20 protein-coding genes are annotated in these 20,162 nt (G+C 64.1%); all 20 read right to left on the bottom strand.

The window, feature by feature from the left end:
* Nucleotides 1-3: 3 nt before the first annotated feature.
* Nucleotides 4-729 (bottom strand): dihydroxyacetone kinase phosphoryl donor subunit DhaM, encoded by a 726-nt coding sequence (dhaM, locus tag ACWA1U_RS04830; RefSeq protein WP_463724211.1) that lies wholly within the window; start codon nt 727-729, stop codon nt 4-6.
* Complete coding sequence (gene dhaL, locus ACWA1U_RS04825) at nt 726-1,382, bottom strand: dihydroxyacetone kinase subunit DhaL (protein WP_463724210.1); 657 nt, start codon at nt 1,380-1,382, stop codon at nt 726-728. The genes dhaM and dhaL overlap by 4 nt, the downstream gene beginning before the upstream one ends.
* Nucleotides 1,383-2,384 (bottom strand): dihydroxyacetone kinase subunit DhaK, encoded by a 1,002-nt coding sequence (gene dhaK, locus ACWA1U_RS04820; RefSeq protein ID WP_463724209.1) that lies wholly within the window; start codon nt 2,382-2,384, stop codon nt 1,383-1,385.
* Nucleotides 2,385-2,608: 224 nt separating this feature from the next.
* A complete protein-coding gene (locus tag ACWA1U_RS04815) occupies nt 2,609-2,854 on the bottom strand; it encodes a CsbD family protein (protein ID WP_463724208.1) in 246 nt (81 codons plus the stop codon).
* 30 nt (nt 2,855-2,884) lie between these two features.
* Nucleotides 2,885-3,394, bottom strand: coding sequence for an amino-acid N-acetyltransferase (locus tag ACWA1U_RS04810; protein WP_463724207.1), 510 nt, complete (start codon nt 3,392-3,394; stop codon nt 2,885-2,887).
* A gap of 18 nt (nt 3,395-3,412) precedes the next feature.
* Complete coding sequence (locus tag ACWA1U_RS04805; RefSeq protein WP_463724206.1) at nt 3,413-5,500, bottom strand: S9 family peptidase; 2,088 nt, start codon at nt 5,498-5,500, stop codon at nt 3,413-3,415.
* Between the two features lie 162 nt (nt 5,501-5,662).
* On the bottom strand, nt 5,663-8,170 hold the full coding sequence (locus ACWA1U_RS04800) for an ATP-dependent Clp protease ATP-binding subunit (protein WP_463724205.1): 2,508 nt from the start codon (nt 8,168-8,170) through the stop codon (nt 5,663-5,665).
* 124 nt (nt 8,171-8,294) lie between these two features.
* Nucleotides 8,295-8,615 carry a histone-like nucleoid-structuring protein Lsr2 gene (locus ACWA1U_RS04795; RefSeq protein WP_463724204.1) on the bottom strand — a complete coding sequence of 107 codons (321 nt, stop codon included), beginning with the start codon at nt 8,613-8,615 and terminating at the stop codon, nt 8,295-8,297.
* 284 nt (nt 8,616-8,899) lie between these two features.
* On the bottom strand, nt 8,900-10,354 hold the full coding sequence (lysS, locus tag ACWA1U_RS04790) for a lysine--tRNA ligase (protein ID WP_463724947.1): 1,455 nt from the start codon (nt 10,352-10,354) through the stop codon (nt 8,900-8,902).
* A gap of 133 nt (nt 10,355-10,487) precedes the next feature.
* Nucleotides 10,488-11,399: a pantoate--beta-alanine ligase gene (panC, locus tag ACWA1U_RS04785; protein ID WP_463724203.1), complete on the bottom strand. Its 912-nt coding sequence runs from the start codon at nt 11,397-11,399 to the stop codon at nt 10,488-10,490.
* Nucleotides 11,396-12,331: a Rossmann-like and DUF2520 domain-containing protein gene (locus ACWA1U_RS04780; protein WP_463724202.1), complete on the bottom strand. Its 936-nt coding sequence runs from the start codon at nt 12,329-12,331 to the stop codon at nt 11,396-11,398. The genes panC and ACWA1U_RS04780 overlap by 4 nt, the downstream gene beginning before the upstream one ends.
* The gene (locus tag ACWA1U_RS04775; RefSeq protein ID WP_463724946.1) at nt 12,318-13,829 is read right to left on the bottom strand and encodes a PH domain-containing protein; all 1,512 of its coding nucleotides are present in this window, start codon (nt 13,827-13,829) and stop codon (nt 12,318-12,320) included. Before ACWA1U_RS04775 ends, ACWA1U_RS04780 begins: the two co-directional genes overlap by 14 nt.
* 38 nt (nt 13,830-13,867) lie before the next feature.
* On the bottom strand, nt 13,868-14,383 hold the full coding sequence (locus tag ACWA1U_RS04770; protein WP_463724201.1) for a PH domain-containing protein: 516 nt from the start codon (nt 14,381-14,383) through the stop codon (nt 13,868-13,870).
* A complete protein-coding gene (locus ACWA1U_RS04765) occupies nt 14,376-14,867 on the bottom strand; it encodes a DUF3180 domain-containing protein (RefSeq protein ID WP_463724200.1) in 492 nt (163 codons plus the stop codon). The genes ACWA1U_RS04770 and ACWA1U_RS04765 overlap by 8 nt, the downstream gene beginning before the upstream one ends.
* Nucleotides 14,868-14,870: 3 nt before the next feature.
* Nucleotides 14,871-15,365: a 2-amino-4-hydroxy-6-hydroxymethyldihydropteridine diphosphokinase gene (folK, locus tag ACWA1U_RS04760; protein WP_463724199.1), complete on the bottom strand. Its 495-nt coding sequence runs from the start codon at nt 15,363-15,365 to the stop codon at nt 14,871-14,873.
* On the bottom strand, nt 15,362-15,727 hold the full coding sequence (gene folB, locus ACWA1U_RS04755) for a dihydroneopterin aldolase (protein WP_463724198.1): 366 nt from the start codon (nt 15,725-15,727) through the stop codon (nt 15,362-15,364). Before folB ends, folK begins: the two co-directional genes overlap by 4 nt.
* Entirely contained in the window at nt 15,727-16,632 is a 906-nt protein-coding gene (gene folP, locus ACWA1U_RS04750) for a dihydropteroate synthase (protein ID WP_463724197.1), read from the bottom strand. The genes folB and folP overlap by 1 nt, the downstream gene beginning before the upstream one ends.
* Before the next feature lie 14 nt (nt 16,633-16,646).
* Nucleotides 16,647-17,264, bottom strand: coding sequence for a GTP cyclohydrolase I FolE (gene folE, locus ACWA1U_RS04745; protein WP_463724196.1), 618 nt, complete (start codon nt 17,262-17,264; stop codon nt 16,647-16,649).
* Between the two features lie 46 nt (nt 17,265-17,310).
* Entirely contained in the window at nt 17,311-19,416 is a 2,106-nt protein-coding gene (gene ftsH, locus ACWA1U_RS04740) for an ATP-dependent zinc metalloprotease FtsH (protein ID WP_463724195.1), read from the bottom strand.
* Nucleotides 19,417-19,594: 178 nt separating this feature from the next.
* Nucleotides 19,595-20,146: a hypoxanthine phosphoribosyltransferase gene (hpt, locus tag ACWA1U_RS04735; protein WP_463724194.1), complete on the bottom strand. Its 552-nt coding sequence runs from the start codon at nt 20,144-20,146 to the stop codon at nt 19,595-19,597.
* Nucleotides 20,147-20,162: the final 16 nt, after the last annotated feature.

Here is a 20,162-nt window from a genome sequence, read left to right as displayed (position 1 = left end):
GCGCTAGAGCTCCCCGAAACCCGCCGTTACCTCGCGCCCGATGTAGTCGATCGCGTCCTGCGCCTGCGGCCCTGCAGCCTCAGCGCGAAGATCGGAGCCTTCCCCGAGGGCCAGGCTCATCAGCAGCATCACTGACTTGCCGTCGACGCCGTTGATGCTTACCTCGGCGTCGAGGTCGGTCAGCGCGCGGGCGATCACCGCGGCCGGCCGCGCGTGCAGCCCCATCTTGTTACGGATGGTCCAGCTACCTTCTACGACCGGGCCCGAGGGCTCCTCCACCGGAACGGATCCGGGCGCGGCAGCGCCGTGGGAAACGAAGGGCTCCAGCGACTCAGGATCAATCGAGACGACAGCGGATTCGGCCTCCGCCGCAACTTCATCAACGGAGCCACCGGATTGGGCACATACAGCAGCAGCGACCGCACCCTCCACGAGCGCAGCCCGTGGCAGCCGGATACGCGAGCGTGCGTCTGCCGGGAGGAACTCGAGCGTCATTTCCGCCGTCATCACCGCTGAACCAAGGTCAGTCAGAACGACGACGCCGTCACCCTGCTCCGCCGCGATCAGTCCCTTTTGTACCTTCTCGAGGCTTGTGCCGATGCGCGCGGGCACGTCGCCTGTTCCGCCGGCAGCGACAATCCGAACATTCGGCGCCATCTGCCCCGCGAGCTCAACCACCCCTTCGGCTATCAGGACGCTGTGGGACACGATGACCAACCCGACCGTCACTGCCCCTGCTCCGCCCGCTCGGCTACAGTTGCCGCGGCCTGCAGGATCAGGCCCGTCGACACCGCACCCGGGTCACGGTGCCCGGCGCTGCGTTCCCCGAGGTAACTCGCCCTGCCCTTACGGGCGATCAGGGGTTCGGTTCCAGTTGCGCCTGCCTGCGCTGCGTTTGCGGCGGCCTGCAGCACCTCGATCGGTGAGGCACCGGCAGAGTGCGCCGTTTGCGCCGCCTCGACCGCCGGGGTCCAGGCGTCCACCATGGTCTTGTCGCCCGGCTCAGCCTTCCCGCGCGCCACGACACCGTCGCGGGCTGCCGTAAGCAAGCCCACGACGGCGGCAGCATCCAGTTCCGGCGTGTCACCCAAGGCTGTGGCTGCGCGGAGGAACGCCGTGCCGTACAGCGGGCCTGCGGCCCCGCCAACCGTGGACATCAGCGTCATTGCGGTGAGCTTCAAGGCAGCCGCGGGGGTGTCGGAGGGGCCGTCTGTGCTGGAGTTGAGTTTTGCCAGCACCGCCCCGAAACCCCGGTGCATGTTCTCTCCGTGGTCGGCGTCGCCAATGGCACGGTCCAGTTCGATCAGTTCTGAACGGTGCTCGGTCAGCACGCTTGCGCACTCACGAAGCCAGGCTTCAGCCCAGCGGACGTCCAATGCCATTTACACTCCCCATCGCAGAGCCGGCGTCAGTACCGGCGAATCCCAGAGTTCCACCATTTCATCGTCGAGCTTCAGAACCGAGATCGACGCACCCTGCATCTCGAGCGCCGTAATGTAATTGCCCACCAGGGACCGTTCAACGGTGATGCCCCGCTCAGCGAGCACCTGGCGCGCGCGGCGGTACACGATGTACAGCTCGCTTGCGGGAGTGCCGCCCATCCCGTTGACGAACAGCAATACGCGGTCGCCGCTGGCTGAGCCGAGGTCGGTGAGGATAGGTTCAAGGAGGCGGTCGGTGATTCCGTCAGCGTTCTCCATGGCGATGCGGTGCCTGCCAGGCTCGCCGTGAATACCAATGCCGATTTCGATCTCGTCATCGGTAAGGTCAAAGCTCGGCACGCCCGCATGCGGGACTGTGCAGGCGGCGAGCGCCACTCCCATCGAGCGCACGCTGTCGTTGACCCGCTGGGCAATCGCGGTGACGGCGTCGAGGGCGTCGCCACGCTCCGCTGCGGCTCCCGCAATTCGCTCAACCAGGACCGTTCCACCAACCCCGCGCCTGCCGGCAGTGTACAGCGAGTCCTCGACGGCGACGTCGTCGTTGATCAGCACGGTGCTGACGTCCACGCCTTCAGCCTGGGCCATCTCCGCTGCGGTCTCGAAGTTCAGGACGTCGCCGGTGTAGTTCTTGACGATGTGCAGGACGCCGGCTCCACCGTTCACGGCGAGCGTCGCCGGGATGATCTGGTCAGGCGTTGGCGAAGTGAACATTTCGCCAGGGACCGCGGCGTCGAGCATTCCCCGCCCCACGAATCCGCCATGCAGTGGTTCATGGCCGCTGCCGCCGCCGGAGACCAGCCCAACCTTCCCCTGCACGGGCGCTCCGCGGCGCGTAATGAACGTCGGGTCGGTGTGCAGCTCCACGAGGTCGGCATGGGCCGCGCCAAACCCCTCCAAGGATTCGGTCACTACCGACTGCGGGTCGTTGATGAGCTTTTTCATCCTGAGTCTCCTTGTGCCGTCAATCCTGGGGATTCTGTCCGACGGGCGCGGGGCAAAGCACGCGGATGTGCACCAACGGACATTCTGCAGAGTACTCCGCAGCCGCCGCACTTGCCCAGAGGCAGGAGAAGTCAGGGAGGTGAACAGTCTCACCAAATGGCTCGGACATAACTGTGGGAAGGTCCTTACGGATCCCTTCCCACAGTCTTTGTCAGCTGGTGCGGCTACTTCTTGAACGCGTCCTTGACGTTCTCGCCCGCGTTCTTGAGGTCGGCCTTGCTTTGGTCCTTCTGACCATCGGCTTCCATATCCCGGTTACCGGTGGCCTTGCCGAGACCTTCCTTGACCTTGCCGCCCAACTTCTCAGCGTTGTTTTGTGTCTTGTCGTCTGCACCCATGGCGATCCGCCTTTCGTCGACGTTCCATCCTCCGGTTCCGGAGGACTTGCTCGAATCACAAATACCAAGCACGCTTATTTTATCGGGATGGAGGCGGTCTGGCTACAGTTCGAGGATCATGCGCGTGTTTCCGAGCGTATTCGGCTTCACCCGGGCGAGGTCGAGGAACTCCGCAACGCCCTCATCATGCGAGCGCAGCAGCTCCGAGTAGACCACTGGATCCACTGCGGACTGGTCTGCCATCACCTGGAATCCGTATTTGCGGAAGAACGCCTCCTCGAAGGTCAGGCAGAACACCCTGCCCACACCGATGACACGCGCTTCCTCAAGCAGGGCCGCCACGAGCGCACCACCCACACCCCTGCCACGCGCTTCCTCAGCAGTAGCAAGGGTGCGGATCTCCGCCAGGTCCTCCCACATCACGTGGAGGGCACCGCAGCCCAACACGGCGCCGTCGTCGTTCTCGGCGATCTTGAACTCCTGCAGCCCCTCGTAGTAGGCGACCGTCTCCTTGGCGATGAGGACGCGCTCCTCGGCGAGCGGGGCAACGAGCTGCTTGATGACGGGCACATCGGCCGTAGTGGCGCGGCGGATACGGAAGGAAGAAGTCACCAATTCAGTCTAGGGACTCTAAATGCCCAGTTCCGACGGCAGCTCCACCTTCTCCCCCAGTACGTGCTGCGCAAGGAAGTGCTCGACGACGCCGTACCAGACCTTCGCGTGCTGCGGCTTGAGGATCCAGTGGTTCTCATCAGGGAAGTACAGGAAACGGTGATCGGTCTTCCCGTCAGGGCCCGCGGGAAGCTGAGATTTGGACAGCAGTTCATACCAGAGCCGCAGCCCCTCGCCGATGGGCACCCGGTAGTCCTTGTCCCCATGGATCACGAGCATTGGCGTATTGATTTCCTCCACATGCGCGTGCGGAGAATTGGCGAGTGCCATTTCCGGCGTCATTTCCTTTTCCCAGTAGTAGGACGCATCGGTGGTCGGCCCGAACTGGTCCAGTGCCCACAGGCTCGCGTGGGTCACGATCGCCCTGAAGCGGTCTGTATGCCCCGCAACCCAGTTGGCCATGTACCCGCCGAAGGAACCACCCATTGCGGCCGTCCGGGTCTCGTCAATATCAGGGCGGACGACGACGGCGTCGGTTGCCGCCATGAGGTCCGTGTAAGGCGCGCCTCCCCAAGCTCCCCACCCGCGTTCGATCAATTTCTGGCCATATCCGGTGGACAGCGCGGGATCAGGCAGCAGCACGGCGTAGCCTTTCGCTGCCAGCAGCCACGGCGACCAGCGCCACGTCCACGCGTTCCACGAACCAAGCGGGCCACCGTGGATCCACAGCAGCAACGGCGCCGGGTTCGATTCGCTGGCGCCCTCAGGAAGTACCAGGTACGACTTAACCGGATGGCCGTCCTCACCCGTCGTCTCCACACGCTCCAACCGTCCTGGCAGAGAGGATCGCTCCACGGGGCCTGACAAAGGCGTAACACTGCCGCTGCTGAGGTCGATCCGCACGGCCTCGGCAGGGAACTCATAGGAGCTGCGCAGCGCGTACGCCGTGTTTCCCTCTGGCGCTACGACGACGTCGGTGTACGCCGACGCGTCCTGCGTCACCCTGCGGACGTCCCCCGAAGCGACGTCGACCACGAAGACCGGCGAGGCGCCGTCGTCGTCGGCTGTGACGACCAGGGCGCTACCGTCCGGAAGCCAGGCGGCTGGCGAGGGCCAACGGTCCCACTCCTGTGCCAGCGGCGTGAGTGACCGGCCATTGAGCGACAGCAGGCCCAGTTCCACGTTCGGTGGGGTGTGCGGACCAGTGCGGCGGCTTACCGACACCGCAACGGTCGAGTTGTCGGGGCTGATGGGGCCGGCGTCGTAGTCGAAGTCGGGGTCATCGAGGATCACGGAGCGCTCACCCGTCGCAGTATCGATACGGACCAGGACAGTGCGCTGATCCCCTTTGCCGACGGGTACGGTCTGGCCAGTGATGACGAAGGTCCCGTCAGGGCTGATCCGCGGCGAGTTGTTGCGCAGGGACGAATCGACTCCGGGGGTGATATTCCGGAGCGACATCCGGGGTTGCTCGTCGATGGTCGTCGGCAACGCGTCCTCGCGTTCGCCCGGTTTAAGCATGGCGTAGCGGGGTTCGGAGGGCCCAAGGTCAGCGTCCCAGAACCGCACGGGATAGCCGCTGTGCAGGATCGCCTCGACCCCCGCTTCCTTGCGCGCTTTCCGGCGTTCGTCGTCATCCGATTCATCTGTCGAACCAGCAAGCACTTCAGCGATGACGACGGCGGCGTCCGCCTTCGCCGCCGCGACCACACCCTGCACCCCACCACGCCGCGAGAGGACCACACGGGCCTCGCCGCCCTGGGCCGGGAGCTTCCAGAGGGCAGTCACCGGCTCGTCCTCGGAGTCCGGGTCGGGGCGGGCAGAGGTGAAGAGCAGATCTCCGTCGGCCAGGAAGGCAGCTCCGGCTTCGCCCTTGGCGCTGCGTGTGATCCGGCGGGCCGGGGTAGTGCCTTCCGGATCGAGCTCCCACAGGGCTGTGACGTAGCCCGTGCCTTTCGGGTTGAGCGTAGCTACCGAGGTAACTAGGCGGTGGCCGTCTGCGCTCAGTGCCAGGCCGCCGAGCCGCGGGATGGCGACGTAGTGTTCGAGGTCGTGGAACGGGGTTGCCGGCTTCACGGATTCTGGAGACGTGGTGTCGAAGGTCATACTCCATGACTACCACCGGAAGTGCGCCATTTCACACCCCTCTTCACTGAGAGAGTAATGCGATTGCTCAAGGCACCGATCACGCAGCAAAAAACATCCCGCACCGGTCTCTGCCGGTACGGGATGTCTTTATGCAGATTGAGCTGGTCTACTCAGGCTGACTTAGTCAGGAACGGTGGCCTCGATAGCCGCCGGTGAGTCCTCGATCTCCTTGGGTGCGCCGTGGCCCACGAAGGTGAACCGGGCTTCGTCTCCTTCGCCCTCAACGTCCACCGACACGAGTTCGCCGGACTTGATCTCACCGAACAGGATCTTCTCGGAGAGCTGGTCCTCGATCTCGCGCTGGATGGTGCGGCGGAGGGGACGCGCACCCATTGCGGGATCGTAGCCACGGGTGGCCAGAAGAACCTTGGCGGCCGGAGTAAGTTCCATGGTCATGCCCTTGTCGGCCATGCGCTTGCTCAACCGCTCGAGGAACAGATCCACGATCTGGATGATCTCGTCCTGGGTGAGCTGCGGGAACACCACAGTGTCATCCACACGGTTCAGGAACTCAGGACGGAAGTGCTGCTTCAGCTCCTCCGTGACCTTCGCCTTGATGCGCGTGTAGCTGGTGTTGGTGTCTGTGCCCGACTGGAAGCCGGTCATGACGCCCTTGGAGATGTCACGGGTACCGAGGTTGGTGGTCATGATGATCACGGTGTTCTTGAAGTCCACCACGCGGCCCTGGCTGTCAGTCAGACGGCCATCTTCAAGGATCTGCAGGAGCGAGTTGAACAGGTCTGCGTGAGCCTTTTCCACCTCGTCGAACAAGACAACGGAGAACGGACGACGGCGGACCTTCTCGGTAAGCTGCCCGCCCTCCTCGTAACCCACGTACCCCGGAGGCGCACCGAAGAGACGGGAAACGGTGTGCTTCTCCGAGTACTCCGACATATCGAGGGTGATCAGTGAATCCTCATCACCGAACAGGAACTCTGCGAGTGCCTTGGCCAGCTCAGTCTTACCGACACCGGTGGGACCGGCAAAGATGAATGAGCCGCCTGGACGCTTGGGATCCTTCAAACCGGCGCGCGTGCGTCGGATGGCCTGGGAGATCGCCTTGATGGCGTCATCCTGGCCAATGACCCGCTTGTGCAGCTCGTCTTCCATCTTGAGCAGGCGGGAGGACTCTGCCTCCGTGAGCTTGAAGACGGGGATGCCGGTGGAGTTGGCGAGAACCTCGGCAATCAGTTCTTCGTCAACCTCGGCGATGTCATCCAGTCCGCCTGACTTCCAACGGCGCTCCTTATCGGTGCGCTCGTCATGAAGCTTCTGCTCGCGGTCCCGCAGGCGTGCCGCACCCTCAAAGTCCTGGGCGTCAATAGCGGATTCCTTCTCCCGCTTCACGTCCGCAATGCGCTCATCAATCTCCTTGAGCTCAGGCGGTGCCGTCATGCGGCGGATGCGCAGGCGCGCTCCGGCCTCGTCAACCAGGTCAATAGCCTTGTCCGGCAGGAAGCGGTCCGAGATGTAGCGGTCAGCGAGATTCGCAGCGGACGCGAGCGCAGCATCGGTGATGGATACGCGGTGGTGAGCCTCGTAGCGGTCGCGTAGGCCCTTCAGGATCTCGATGGCATGCGCTACAGAGGGCTCCTGGACCTGGATGGGCTGGAAGCGGCGCTCAAGTGCGGCGTCCTTCTCGATGTGCTTGCGGTACTCATCAAGCGTGGTGGCGCCGATGGTCTGCAGTTCACCGCGGGCAAGCATGGGCTTCAGGATGGAAGCTGCATCAATAGCGCCCTCGGCGGCACCGGCTCCGACGAGGGTGTGAATCTCGTCGATGAACAGGATGATGTCTCCGCGCGTGCGGATTTCCTTGAGCACCTTCTTGAGGCGTTCCTCGAAGTCACCGCGGTACCGCGAGCCTGCCACCAGTGAACCGAGGTCCAGGGTGTACAGCTGCTTGTCCTTGATGGTCTCCGGAACATCGCCGCGGACGATCGCCTGCGCGAGGCCCTCGACGACGGCCGTCTTGCCGACGCCGGGCTCACCGATGAGCACCGGGTTGTTCTTGGTGCGGCGGGAGAGGACCTGCATGACGCGTTCCATCTCAAGCTCGCGCCCGATCACCGGATCAAGCTTGCCCTCGCGGGCAGCCTGGGTGAGGTTGCGGCCGAACTGGTCCAGCACCACCGAACCAGCGGGAGTGCCTTCCTGCTGCTGGCCGCCGGAGGCAACGGGTTCCTTGCCCTGGTAGCCGGACAGCAACTGGATGACCTGCTGGCGGACACGGTTCAGGTCAGCTCCGAGCTTCACCAGGACCTGGGCGGCTACACCTTCACCCTCGCGGATGAGCCCGAGCAGAATGTGCTCGGTACCGATGTAGTTATGCCCCAGCTGCAGAGCCTCGCGGAGCGAAAGCTCGAGCACCTTCTTGGCGCGCGGGGTGAACGGGATATGACCGGACGGCGCCTGCTGGCCCTGCCCGATGATCTCCTGCACCTGCTCCCGCACAGCGCCAAGGGAAATACTGAGCGATTCAAGCGCCTTTGCGGCGACGCCCTCACCCTCATGAATTAGCCCAAGCAGGATGTGCTCGGTGCCGATGTAATTGTGGTTGAGCATGCGGGCCTCTTCTTGGGCCAGCACTACAACTCGACGGGCACGATCCGTAAATCTCTCAAACATGAGCCACACTCCTAGCTAACGCGTAATTCGATGCTACGTGTATGCAGGAGCCTTGGGGAGCGTGTTCGCCACAGGCGAGATAGGACGCGTCTACTGGGACCGGTGCTGGCAGGCCTGCGGGGAGCTACCGCTGCGCGGCGCGGTAGGCCTCGATGATTTCTGAATTGACCCGGCCCCTTGCGGAAACGTTGTATCCGTTGCCCTTGGCCCACTCGCGAATCTGCGCGGCTTCCTGGTTGCGGGCGGGCGCACTCTGCCGGCCTTTACCCTGGCTTTCCCGCCGGGCTGCTCCAACATATGGGGCCAGCGCATCACGGAGTTCTTTGGCGTGAGCGGAGGAAAGGTCAATCTCGTATTGCGTACCGTCTACACCGAAGCGCACGGTCTCTTCAGCTTCGCCGCCGTCGAGGTCATCGATCAGTATGATTTTGACTTTCTGCGCCACGATAACTCCTCAAATAAGCCCAATGATTAATCCACATTGATTATCGTCCGTAAAAATTGGCACGTCAAAGCCAGCGGGACAATTCAGGCCTTGGGCTGGGAATCGCCGTCCTCCCTGTTCACCGGCGCAGATTCCGGGGCCGGCCGGGATTCTGTGACAGCTGCACGTTCCGTAGCCTCCGCTTCTCGCTCGGCTCTGTCCGCATTGAAGATCGCGCGCATTACAAAGTAAAAAATCGCTCCAACGGCAACGGATGGCAGAAGTACTGCAAGATACTCCATGGATTAGCCCAGTTCCGGCTTGAGGAGCGGGAAGAGAATGGTCTCCCTGATGCCTGCAGTTGTGAAAAGCATCACCAAACGGTCGATGCCGAGGCCAATTCCTCCCATGGGCGGGGCCCCGTATTCGAGGGCGCGGAGGAAATCCTCGTCCAGTTGCATGGCTTCGTCATCCCCCGCGGCGGCCAGGCGTGATTGCTCGGTGAGCCGTTCCCGCTGGATCACTGGGTCGATGAGCTCGGAGAACGCGGTTCCACGCTCCATGCCGCCGATAATCAGGTCCCACGCTTCAATCAGCTGCGGATTCTCGCGGTGCTGCCGGGCCAGCGGTTGGGCGGAGGGCGGATAGTCGTACACAAACGTCGGCTGCAACAGGGTTGGCTCCACGATTTCGCTGAAGAGCTCAAGGACCAGCTTCTCTTCGCCCCATGCCGCATCAACCGCAACGTCCCGCGACTTAGCCAGCGCCAGCAAAGTCGCTTTGTCAGTAGCTGGCGTGATTTCCTGCCCTACAGCCTCCGACAGGCCCGGATAAACTCCGAGCCAACGCCATTCCCCATCCAGGTCGATGGTGCCCGCCGCAGTTTCTATCTGCCGGCCCCCCAAAAGATCTGCGCAATTGAGGATAATCTCCTTCATGCGGTCGGCCATGACGAACTGGTCAGCGTAGGCCTCATAGCACTCGAGCATCGTGAATTCCGGGCTGTGCGTTGAGTCAACGCCCTCATTGCGGAAAATTCTGCCAATCTCATACACTCGGTCAATTCCGCCGACAACTGCACGCTTCAGATAGAGCTCCAGCGCGATTCGAAGCGTCATTTTCTGGTCGAACGCATTGACGTGTGTTTCGAATGGCCTTGCGGTCGCACCTCCGTGTACCAACTGCAGGATGGGTGTTTCAACCTCGATATAAGTATGGGAATGCAGCGTTTCACGGATGCTGCGGGTTATTGCAGCCCTGGTCCGGACCATTTCCCTGGCCTCTTCCCGGACCATTAGGTCAACGTAACGCTGACGCACACGCGTTTCCTCATTCACGCCGGCGTGCAGCGTAGGCAGTGGACGCAGCGCCTTCGACGCCATCTTCCAGTTCTCCGCCATCACCGAGAGTTCGCCGCGGCGGGAGCTGATGACCTCACCCGTGACCTGCACGTGATCGCCAAGGTCAACGGTCGCCTTCCAGTCGGCGAGCGGGTCCTCGCCGACTGCCGCAAGGCTCAGCATCGCCTGCAACCGCGTGCCGTCGCCTTCCTGCAGGGTGGCGAAGCAGAGTTTTCCGGTGTTCCGGAGGAAGACTACGCGGCCAACAACACTCACCCGCTCACCGGTGGAGTCACCCGCTTCGAGGTCCGCAAACCTGCTGCGGATCTCGCCAAGCGAAGACGAGCGCTCGGGCAACACCTGGTAGGCCTCGTCACCACGCTCCAGGAGGCGTGCGCGCTTCTCCATGCGGATGCGCATCTGCTCGTTGAATTCCTCAGTGCTGAACCCGCTGATCTGAGCAGAACTGGATTCAGCAGTACCGGATTCCGGCGTGGGGGTTGTTGCGGTGGAAAGGCTGGGTTCCGTGGTCACGGTAACTAAGATTACCGGTTCAACTCCGTGTGCCCGTTGGGTCTGCGTAGAGGGGCAGGTTGTCGATCAGCCGCACGCCGCCAACCCTCGCGGCCACGAGTGCCAGGCCAACACCCGTGAACGGAGTTTCCCGGCAATTGAAGCCCAGCGGCTCGAGCGTCTCGGGATCCACCACCTCGAAGTACTCCAGTGCCACGAGCGGCTCGCTTTCCACGAGTGCGACGGCGGAGTCCAGGTCCAGTGGAACGCACCGCTGCGCCCGGTCCGCGAGCAGCCGTAACGCGCGGGAAAGCACCAGAGCGGCGTCGGCCTCCTTTTCGCTGAGGAATCGGTTGCGGCTGGAGAGCGCCAACCCCTCGCCGGAACGGACGGTCGGCACGGCGCAGATCTCCGCCGCGAAGTTGAGATCCTGCACCATCCGGCGGATGAGCACCAACTGCTGTGCGTCCTTCTGCCCGAAGTAGGCGCGGTAACCGGCGTCGGCCGCTGGCCATGCGCTGTGGAGCAGCTTCGCCACCACGGTGAGCATGCCGTCGAAGTGGCCGGGCCGGAACTGCCCCTCGAACTTCTCCCCCAGCGTTCCCGCGGAAAGCCTCACCAGCGGTTTGCCGGCGGGATACATTTCAGCCTGCGACGGCGCGAAGACCACGTCGACGCCGCAGCCCCCCAGGAGCTCGATGTCGGCCTCGAGCGTCCGCGGATAGCGGTCAAGATCATTCGGGTCACCGAACTGGAGGGGATTCACGAAGATGGAGGCGACAACGACGTCGTTCTCCTTCCGTGCCGTCGTGGCGAGCGCCGCGTGCCCCGCATGCAACGCGCCCATGGTGGGCACCAGCCCGAGGCTCGAAGGAGAACCGCCGGTGGCGCTAAGGAGCGCGGTGGTGGCTGCCCGAAGTTCGGCAATTGTTGTCACGACGCGCGGATTCATGGCCGGTCCTCTCCGGTCAGGTCCAGCGCCCGGGCGATGGCCTGGCCCTGCTGCACAGAGAGGAGCCCCCGTGCCACCGCGCGTCGGGCAGTGGCGGCCGCGAGTTCCCGGTACGCCTGCCGGATGTCATCAGGCGCTGCAGCGAGGGCGTCCGCGTGCGCCGCGACCGTCCCCGAATCTCCGCGTGCCACGGGGCCTGTCAGCGCCCCCTCGCCAGCCGCGAGCGCGTTCTCAAGCGAGGCCCTCATCAGCGGGCCGAGCAGCCGGTCCGGCCGCTCGACCCCGATCCCGGTCAGCAGCTGCGTGGACTGCGACGCGATGGTTACCAGATGGTTGGAGGCGTGCGCGAGCGCTGCGTGGTAGGTAACCCGGTCTGCTTCCTCAATGACCACGGGCTCCGCACCCATCTCCACCACCAGCGCCTGCGCGACCGGAAGGACGGCCGCCGGAGCGGTGACGCCGAAGCTGCAGTCGGGAAGCCGGGAAAGGTCCAGGCTCATGCCGGTAAAGGTCATGGCGGGGTGCAGCGCAAGCGGGATGGCACCGGCTTTCCGGGCGGGCTCGAGAACGGAAGTCCCGAAACGTCCCGACGTGTGCGCCACCAGTTGGCCCGGCTGCCAGGCACCCACCGCCGCAAGTCCTGCGACGAGACCCGGCAGCGCGTCGTCGGGCACTGCCAGCAGCACCAGTTCGGAACGCTCGATGATCTCGGGGATCTCAAGCAGCGGCACGCCGGGTAGCAGGTTCTCGGCTCGCTCCCGGCTTGCCTCTGAGACAGCTGAAACGCCGACGACGGCGTGCTCCGCGGCACGGAGCGCGGCTCCAAGAACAGCACCCACACGGCCGGCACCGACAACCCCTACTCCAAGCCGGCCCGGCTTGCTGCGGGGCGCGCGTTGCTCGTGCGGTGAACGGGGATCAGGACTCGTCACGGGTTTGCTGACTTTCGTTGGAGCTTTCGACAGGGCTTTCAACAGGGCTTTCAACAGGGCTTTCAACAGGGCTTTCGGGCAAATTAGCCGCCGTTTGCCCAGCCGGCGCCTGCCGCATCCACTGCTCGGGGCCGCTGCGCCGCCGGGCATCGGCGGCACGGACCGCCTGCTCGTTGAACAGGTTCCACGCCTGGCTGGCGTCAATCTGCCGTACCCGCGGTGAGACCGGGCCCGGCGTGGTGTGGAAGATCAGGTCGGCCACCTGGAAACGCCGTGCGAGCGGACCCGCGTGCAGCGCAATGGATTGGGTGCGCTCGTGGGGTACGACGGCGAGCTGCCGCCACCAGGCGCCGGTGCGCGCCAAAAGCGCGGTCTCGGTGACGGCGACACCGTTCCGCCGCCAGGCGAGCGGCGCTACGGGGCGTGCCCGACGCGGGGTGGTGACGAAACCGCCGTCGGAATCCCGTCCGGAAAGGCCGGCGGTGAATACCTCGACCGGGTGCTCGGTTCCCGGGTCGGGGAGGACCAGCGCGAGGATCTGCAGCACTTCATCGCGGGTACCGACAGGCAGGAGCGTGGCGCGTGCCTGTGCTTCACCACTTGTCGAGAGACCGTACCCCGCCACGTTGACGGTGACCTTGTACCAGCCCTTCAGACGCCAGAGCGGGGACTGGACGACGCCGACAGCCTGGACGCGCCCGGGCGGAACGGTCTGGGTCCGCGTGTCCAACAGCCCGTAACGGATGCGGATGCCGTCCGGTGAGATGGCGGCACGGAAGTTGAACCCGGTGTTCAGCGCGTTCCAGTACGCTCCGACCACACCGATCCCGATGGGCAGCAGCCCCGCCAATGGCGCTGCAGATTCAAAGGCAACAACTGAAACCACAACAGCCACCACCAACAGAAAAACTGCGATGGTGGTGCCCGAAAGCGCGGCTGCGCCGATAACACGCGCCGGGCTTAAAGCGAGCACCTCCTGCTCCGGTGCCTCCTGCACTTCGTGCGGATTGTCCGGGTCGACAGTCACGCCAGCGGCCCGGGCGAGGATGGTGGCGCGCAGCTTTTGAGCTTCCGCCAGCTTCAGGAAGGAGAGCCGCACAGCCGATTCCCCGGCGTCGGCGACGTCGAACTTGAGCTCGGCCAGACCGAAGACCCGCGCCAGGAACGGCTGCACCACGTCGATGGCCTGCACGCGGTCGAGGCGTGCCTGCCGGTTCTGCCGGAAAAGCACACCCGAGTTCACCCGGACGTGTTGCTCGGTCACCTGGTAGCGCGTGAAGTACCAGGACAGCAGGAATCCGGCTGCGATGAGGAGCACAACGCCGAGGAAGATCGCGACGGCCCAGGTCAGCCCAACGGAAGAGCCGCGGAATTCCGGGGGATCTCCCCTGAGGATGTCTTCGGCCCAGTCCCGCCCGCCGAGGAAGAACAGTGCCACAATGGCGAGCCACCCCCGGACGAACGGGGAAATAATGTGCACCCGCTTCCACTCATCCATGGAACCGGCAAGCAATTCAGGGTCAGGCTGGGCGTCGCTCACAGTCCCGCCAGCTTCGCCTCGCCGCGGGCGGAGAGCTGCTCGCGGAGCCGCGCCCCCTCGCTGGAGGGAAGCCCGGGAATCTCTGCGTTGGTTCCAGGCGAAGCGGTATGCAGTTTCACCGTGCAAAGGCCCAGCGCGCGCTCGACCGGGCCGACGCCGACGTCGACATACTGCATGCGCCCGTAAGGCACCACCATGGTGCGCTGGAAGAAGACCCCGCGGCGGATCAGCAGATCCTCGTTACGCTCGGCATAGCCGATTGCGCGGACCTGCCGCGGCAGGAGCACGCCGCGCCACAGGGCGAGCACGACGACGACGGCGGGCAACAGCCATGCGAGCCAGGCCGGGAAGCGGGACCACACGCCGCTGAGCAACAGAACGAGCGGCACCGAGGCCATCACGAGGTAGATCAGGGTTCCGATTCCCCACCCCGCCAGCTGTACTTTCAGGTACTTCGGTGACACCGGCGTCCACTCGATGCCCGCCGGGTCTATTGGCTCTTCCCTACGCATATTCCCCCTCGCCGGTTTGCCGGGGCTTTGTGGCCCCGTCTTCGTCGTCCGGCGGTAGCTTGCAGAAGCTCTCGACCACCAGCCCCACCACAATCATCGCAACACCGCCCACCAGAAGGGTAAGCGTCCCCCAGATGGGACCGGGGCCGCCTCGGACACTCAACAGGGCGAGCTGGTCAAGCAGGATGCCGAAGTGCCAGCCCGTACTGAGCGCGCCCGCGTAAGCGGAAGCCTGCGCGAGGATCACAGTGCGTGCCGCAAGGATAGGGCTGAGGTTCCGCGTCCGGTTTCCGTTACGCCAGCGCCGGACCCGCAGGCCGAAGATGATGGTCACCGCGATGACGGCCACGACTGTGAGTAGGGAACTCAGCGGGAGGGACGGCGTGGGGAACCCGTTGTGGGTTGCCCACCAGTTCATCAGCCACCCGGCAGCCGCCGCGATCAGCGCGATGATCGCGAGCCAGCTGATTCGGATCGAACCCACGCGCTAGACCCCTTCGAAGGGAACGAGGCCGGGGAGATCGTCCGCCTGCTCCGCCAGCTCGGTGACCGGACGGCCGGCAAGCGTGGCCGTCGAATCCATCCAAGCCCAGGGCTGCAGCACGAACGCCCGCTGGGCAGCGCGGGGGTGCGGGATGGTCAGCACTTCGTCATCGGACACCAGCGTCCCGTAGGTGATGATGTCGATGTCGAGTGTGCGCGGGCCCCAGCGGACCGTGCGCACGCGCTGATGCTTGTTCTCCACGGCCTGGCAGTGCTCCAGCAACGCATACGGTTCAAGGTCGGTTTCAACCTCGATCACCATGTTGAGGTAATCGGGCTGCTCCGGCCCGCCGACGGCTTTGGTCTGAACGACCGGTGACACCGCACGCAATCGGACGTTCGGAGAATCGACCAGGTCAGCCACCGCCAGGGAGAGCGTGTCACCGCTTACGCCGAGGTTGCTGCCGAGCGCCAGGACCGAACGGATGGTGCTGCTCATGTGCGTTCCCGGAAGATGGACACAGCGACATCGCCGAAAGGCACTTCGATAGGTGCCTTGGGCTTGTGGACGGTGACTTCGACTGCGCACACGGCGAATGCCCCCAGTACGTGCGTGGCGATCCGCTCAGCCAGCGCTTCGATCAGGTTCAGCGGAACACCGGTGATAATCCCTGCCACCTGCTCGGCGAGTTCACCGTAGTGTGCGGTCTTCGTGAGGTCATCCGATATTCCGGCCGGGCGCAGGTCCAGGTGCAGCACCACGTCAACCACGAAGGGCTGGCCATCGCGGCGCTCATGGTCGAATACACCGTGGTAGCCGACGGCGGTGATACCGCTGAGCGCGATCGTGTCCCTGCGCACTACTTGGTCCAAGCGGCGGCGGCCTTGACGGCATCGAGGTTAGGGCCGACGTCGTGCACCCTGACGCACCACGCGCCGGCCGCAGCGGCCAGCGCGGAAACGGCGATGCTGGCGTTGCCCCGCTCATGCGGGGTCGCTGCCTTGCCTGCGGTGGTGAGGAGGGTCCCGAGGAAACGTTTGCGGGAGGCGCCCACGAGGATCCGGTGGCCGAGCACCTCGAACCGCTCCAGCGAACGCAGCAGCTGCCAGTTGTGATCATCCTTCTTGGCGAACCCGATCCCCGGGTCAAGGATGATCTGCTCGGGAGATACGCCTGCCTCGTAGAACTTGTCGCGGACACTCATCAGGTCAGCGATGACTTCCTCGACGACGTCCTCGTACTGTGCCAGGGAGTCCATGGTCTGGGCGTTTCCACGGCTGTGCATGAGGACGTAGGGCACGCCGCGCTCGGCAATCAGGGCGGGCATTGCAGGATCGAAGTCGAGGCCGGAGACGTCATTGACGATGCCCGCTCCGGCGTCGAGCGCCTTGGCTGCGGTGTCGGCGTGCCGGGTGTCCACGCTGACGAGGGCACCCGCCTTCACCAGGGCGGCAACAACGGGGAGGATGCGGGCCTGCTCGTCCTCAACCGGGGTCTGCTCCGCGTTGGGACGGGTGGATTCGCCGCCAACGTCGATGATGTCGGCGCCCGCGTAATGCATGCGAAGGCCGTGGGCTATGGCATCATCCGCCGTCGCAAACTTGCCGCCGTCGCTGAAGGAGTCAGGGGTGACATTGAGGATGCCCATGACCAGGGTGCGGTTGGTTGGCAGGTCCTTGAACGACCTGCGGACCCGGGTAGGCCGGAGGACCGGCAGGGGCGAAGTTGCCGGCCCGGTTCCTGGTGCTGCCGCGAGTGAATCCATAAAAGTATGCCGTCCTATCTTCCGAGTATGAGGCTCATGGCCTCGGCGCGCGTGGCGGCGTCGCGGACCTGTCCGCGGACTGCCGAGGTGACGGTCTTCGCTCCTGGTTTGCGGATGCCGCGCATCGACATGCACAAGTGCTCACATTCGATCACCACAATGGCGCCCTTGGGTTGGAGGTGCTCCATAAGCGCGTCCACGATCTGCGTTGTCAGGCGTTCCTGGATCTGGGGCCTGCGCGCGAAGATCTCAACCAGGCGGGCGAGTTTGCTGAGGCCCGTGATCTTCCCTTCGTCAGAGGGAATGTACCCGATGTGCGCCGTCCCGTGAAACGGGACTAGGTGGTGTTCGCAGGTGGAGTAGAAAGGAATGTCCTTCACCAGCACGAGTTCCTCGTGGTGGAGGTCGAAGGTGATGGAGAGGACGTCCTTGGGATCCTGGTGCAGGCCGGCGAAGAACTCCGCGTACGCTTTCGCTACCCGCTTCGGTGTATCGAGCAGGCCGTCCCGGTCAGGATCCTCACCGATGGCAGCGAGAATCTCCCTTACCGCTCGTTCGATTCGGGGAAGGTCAACAGTGGAGCCGCTGGCTGCCAGGGCAGCGTCGACCATCTCGTCATCAAAATCGGTCACGGAAAGCATCCTAACCCGGCCCCCATAGCCGTCCTGTTACGTCTGGTCAGTCATTACGCGGCTGGTGGGTGCCGCTCGAGTCACCCGTTCCGGAGGTTCCCGTAGTGCCGTCGCTACCGCCCGACCCGGATTCCGGTGCCGGCAGGCCGTCGCTCTGGACGTCGAAGCCGTTCGGGAGGTTGGCGTCAGCGATTTGGTCCTGCGGAAGGACGCTGTCCGGATCCGGCTCGCCGGTGGCCTGCGCCTCAGCCCGTTCCTTGGCGGTCACTACCGGTGGAAGCGAGTGCACGGGGCGGCTGTCCTTGGAGAGCCAGATGCTGCGGGCGTCGCGCTTGCGGATGTCAGCGAAGACCTCTGCAATCTCAGCTTGGTTCAGCGTTTCCCGCTCGAGCAGTTCCAGCGCCACACGGTCGAGGACATCGCGGTTCTCCGTCAGGATTGCGTATGCCTCATCATGAGCGTTGTCGATCAGGCGGCGGATTTCCTCGTCCACGATGTACGCGATGTGATCCGAGTAGTTCCGCTCATGGCCCATGTCGCGGCCAAGGAACGGCTCCCCGCCACCCTGACCGAGCTTGACGGACCCGATCCGCTCGCTCATGCCGTACTGGGTGACCATCTTGCGGGCGGTGGCAGTTGCCTTCTCGATGTCGTTCGAGGCTCCCGTGGAGGGATCGTGGAAGACGATTTCCTCTGCCACGCGGCCGCCCATGGCGTAGGCCAGCTGGTCGAGGAGTTCGTTTCGGGTGATCGAGTACTTGTCGTCTGCCGGCAGCACCATGGTGTATCCGAGCGCACGGCCGCGCGGCAGGATGGTTACCTTGGTCACCGGATCCGTGTTGCGCAGTGCCGCAGCGACCAGCGCGTGCCCGCCCTCGTGGTAGGCAGTGATCTTCCGCTCGAGTTCCTTCATGACACGGCTGCGCTTCTGCGGACCGGCGATGACACGGTCAATGGCTTCGTCGAGGGCGCGGTCGTCGATGAGCTGCGCGTTGGACCGGGCTGTCAGCAGTGCTGCCTCGTTGAGTACGTTGGCGAGGTCAGCGCCGGTGAACCCGGGCGTCTTCTTCGCGACCGACCGGAGGTCCACTCCGGGTGCCATTGGCTTGCCCTTGGAGTGGACCTGCAGAATGCGGTCCCGGCCGCCCATGTCAGGGGCCTCGACCCCGATCTGCCGGTCGAAGCGGCCTGGCCGCAGCAGCGCTGGGTCCAGGACGTCAGGGCGGTTGGTTGCGGCGATGAGGATGACGTTGGTGTTTGCGTCGAACCCGTCCATTTCCACGAGCAACTGGTTCAGGGTCTGCTCGCGTTCGTCATTACCGCCGCCGACGCCGGCACCGCGGTGGCGTCCGACGGCGTCAATCTCGTCAACGAAGATGATCGCCGGAGCGTTGGACTTGGCCTGCTCGAACAGGTCGCGGACACGGGACGCGCCCACGCCGACGAACATCTCGACGAAATCCGAACCGGAAATGGAGTAGAAGGGCACGCCGGCCTCACCTGCGACAGCGCGCGCGAGGAGGGTTTTACCTGTTCCCGGCGGACCGTACAGCAGTACGCCCTTGGGGATCTTGGCACCGAGCGCCTGGAATTTGGCCGGTTCCTGCAGGAACTCCTTGATTTCATGGAGTTCCTCGACGGCTTCATCTGCACCTGCGACGTCGTTGAACGTTACCTGCGGCATGTCCTTGTTGATCAGCTTGGCCTTGGACTTGCCGAACTGCATGACCTTGGACCCGCCACCCTGCATGCGGCTGAGGAGGAACCAGAAGATGGCGCCAAGGATCAGGATGGGGAGGATGAGCCCGAGGATGCTGGTGAACCAGTTGTTTTCGATGGGCTGGTCGGTGAAGCCCTCGACGTCGGACTCGTTGATCGCGTCGACCACAAGCTCGCCGCGGTTATCACTGAAGAAGAAAAAGACGCTGCGTCCCTTGTCTTCATAGTCATCCCGCAGGGTTAGATCCACCCGGTTCTCACCGTCGAAGATCTTGGCCTGTTCCACCTGGTTATCGGCCAGGAGGTCGAGGCCCACGTTGGTGTCCACGCGCGCGCCGTTGTTGTTGAACACGGTAGGCAGGATCAACAGGAGTGCCACGACCGCGAGCACTATCCAGAAAAGGGGTCCTTTGAAAATGTTCTTGGATTTCATGCAATTCAGGGCTGATTGCCCTGTCCCTCCTGCTTTCTAGCCGTGTGGCCTGCCCAATTCGGCGCGACCAACCGTGTACCAGCTTTACATCGTCTGGAGAATCCACGCACGTGGGCGGGGGAAAGTTCCCTCTGGGCGTACAGGACGGACCGGGCCTGCGAAGTGCCCGGTAGGAAACCTATTCGTAAACGTGCGGGGCGAGGGTGCCGATGAAGTCCAGGTTGCGGTACTTTTCAGCGAAGTCCAGGCCGTAGCCCACTACGAACTCGTTGGGGATGTCATAACCGACGTACTTCACATCGATGGCAACCTTGGCTGCTTCCGGCTTGCGCAGGAGCGTGCAGATTTCGACCGATGCAGGTCCGCGGGAGAGCAGGTTGGCCTTGAGCCAGGAGAGGGTGAGGCCCGAATCGATGATGTCCTCGACGATCAGCACATGCTTGCCCATGAGGTCCGTCTCGAGGTCCTTCAGGATCCGCACCACGCCCGAGGACTGCGTGCCGGAGCCGTAGGAGGAAACCGCCATCCAGTCCATGGTGACGTGTGAGTGCATGGCGCGCGCAAGGTCCGCCATCACCATCACGGCGCCCTTCAGGACACCGACGATGAGGACGTCGCGGTCTGCGTAGTCGCGATCGATCTCGGCGGCCAGCTCCTGGACCCGTTGCTGGATCTCTTCCCTGGTGTAGAGAACGTGCTTGAGGTCCGCCTGGACGTCGTGTGAATCCACCAATTACTCCCGGGAA

The sequence above is a fragment of the Arthrobacter sp. TRD_SC_6 genome (genome assembly GCF_055361185.1).
The sequence above is the reverse complement of the archived record's forward strand: the minus strand, read 5'-3'. Positions and strand labels throughout refer to the sequence as shown.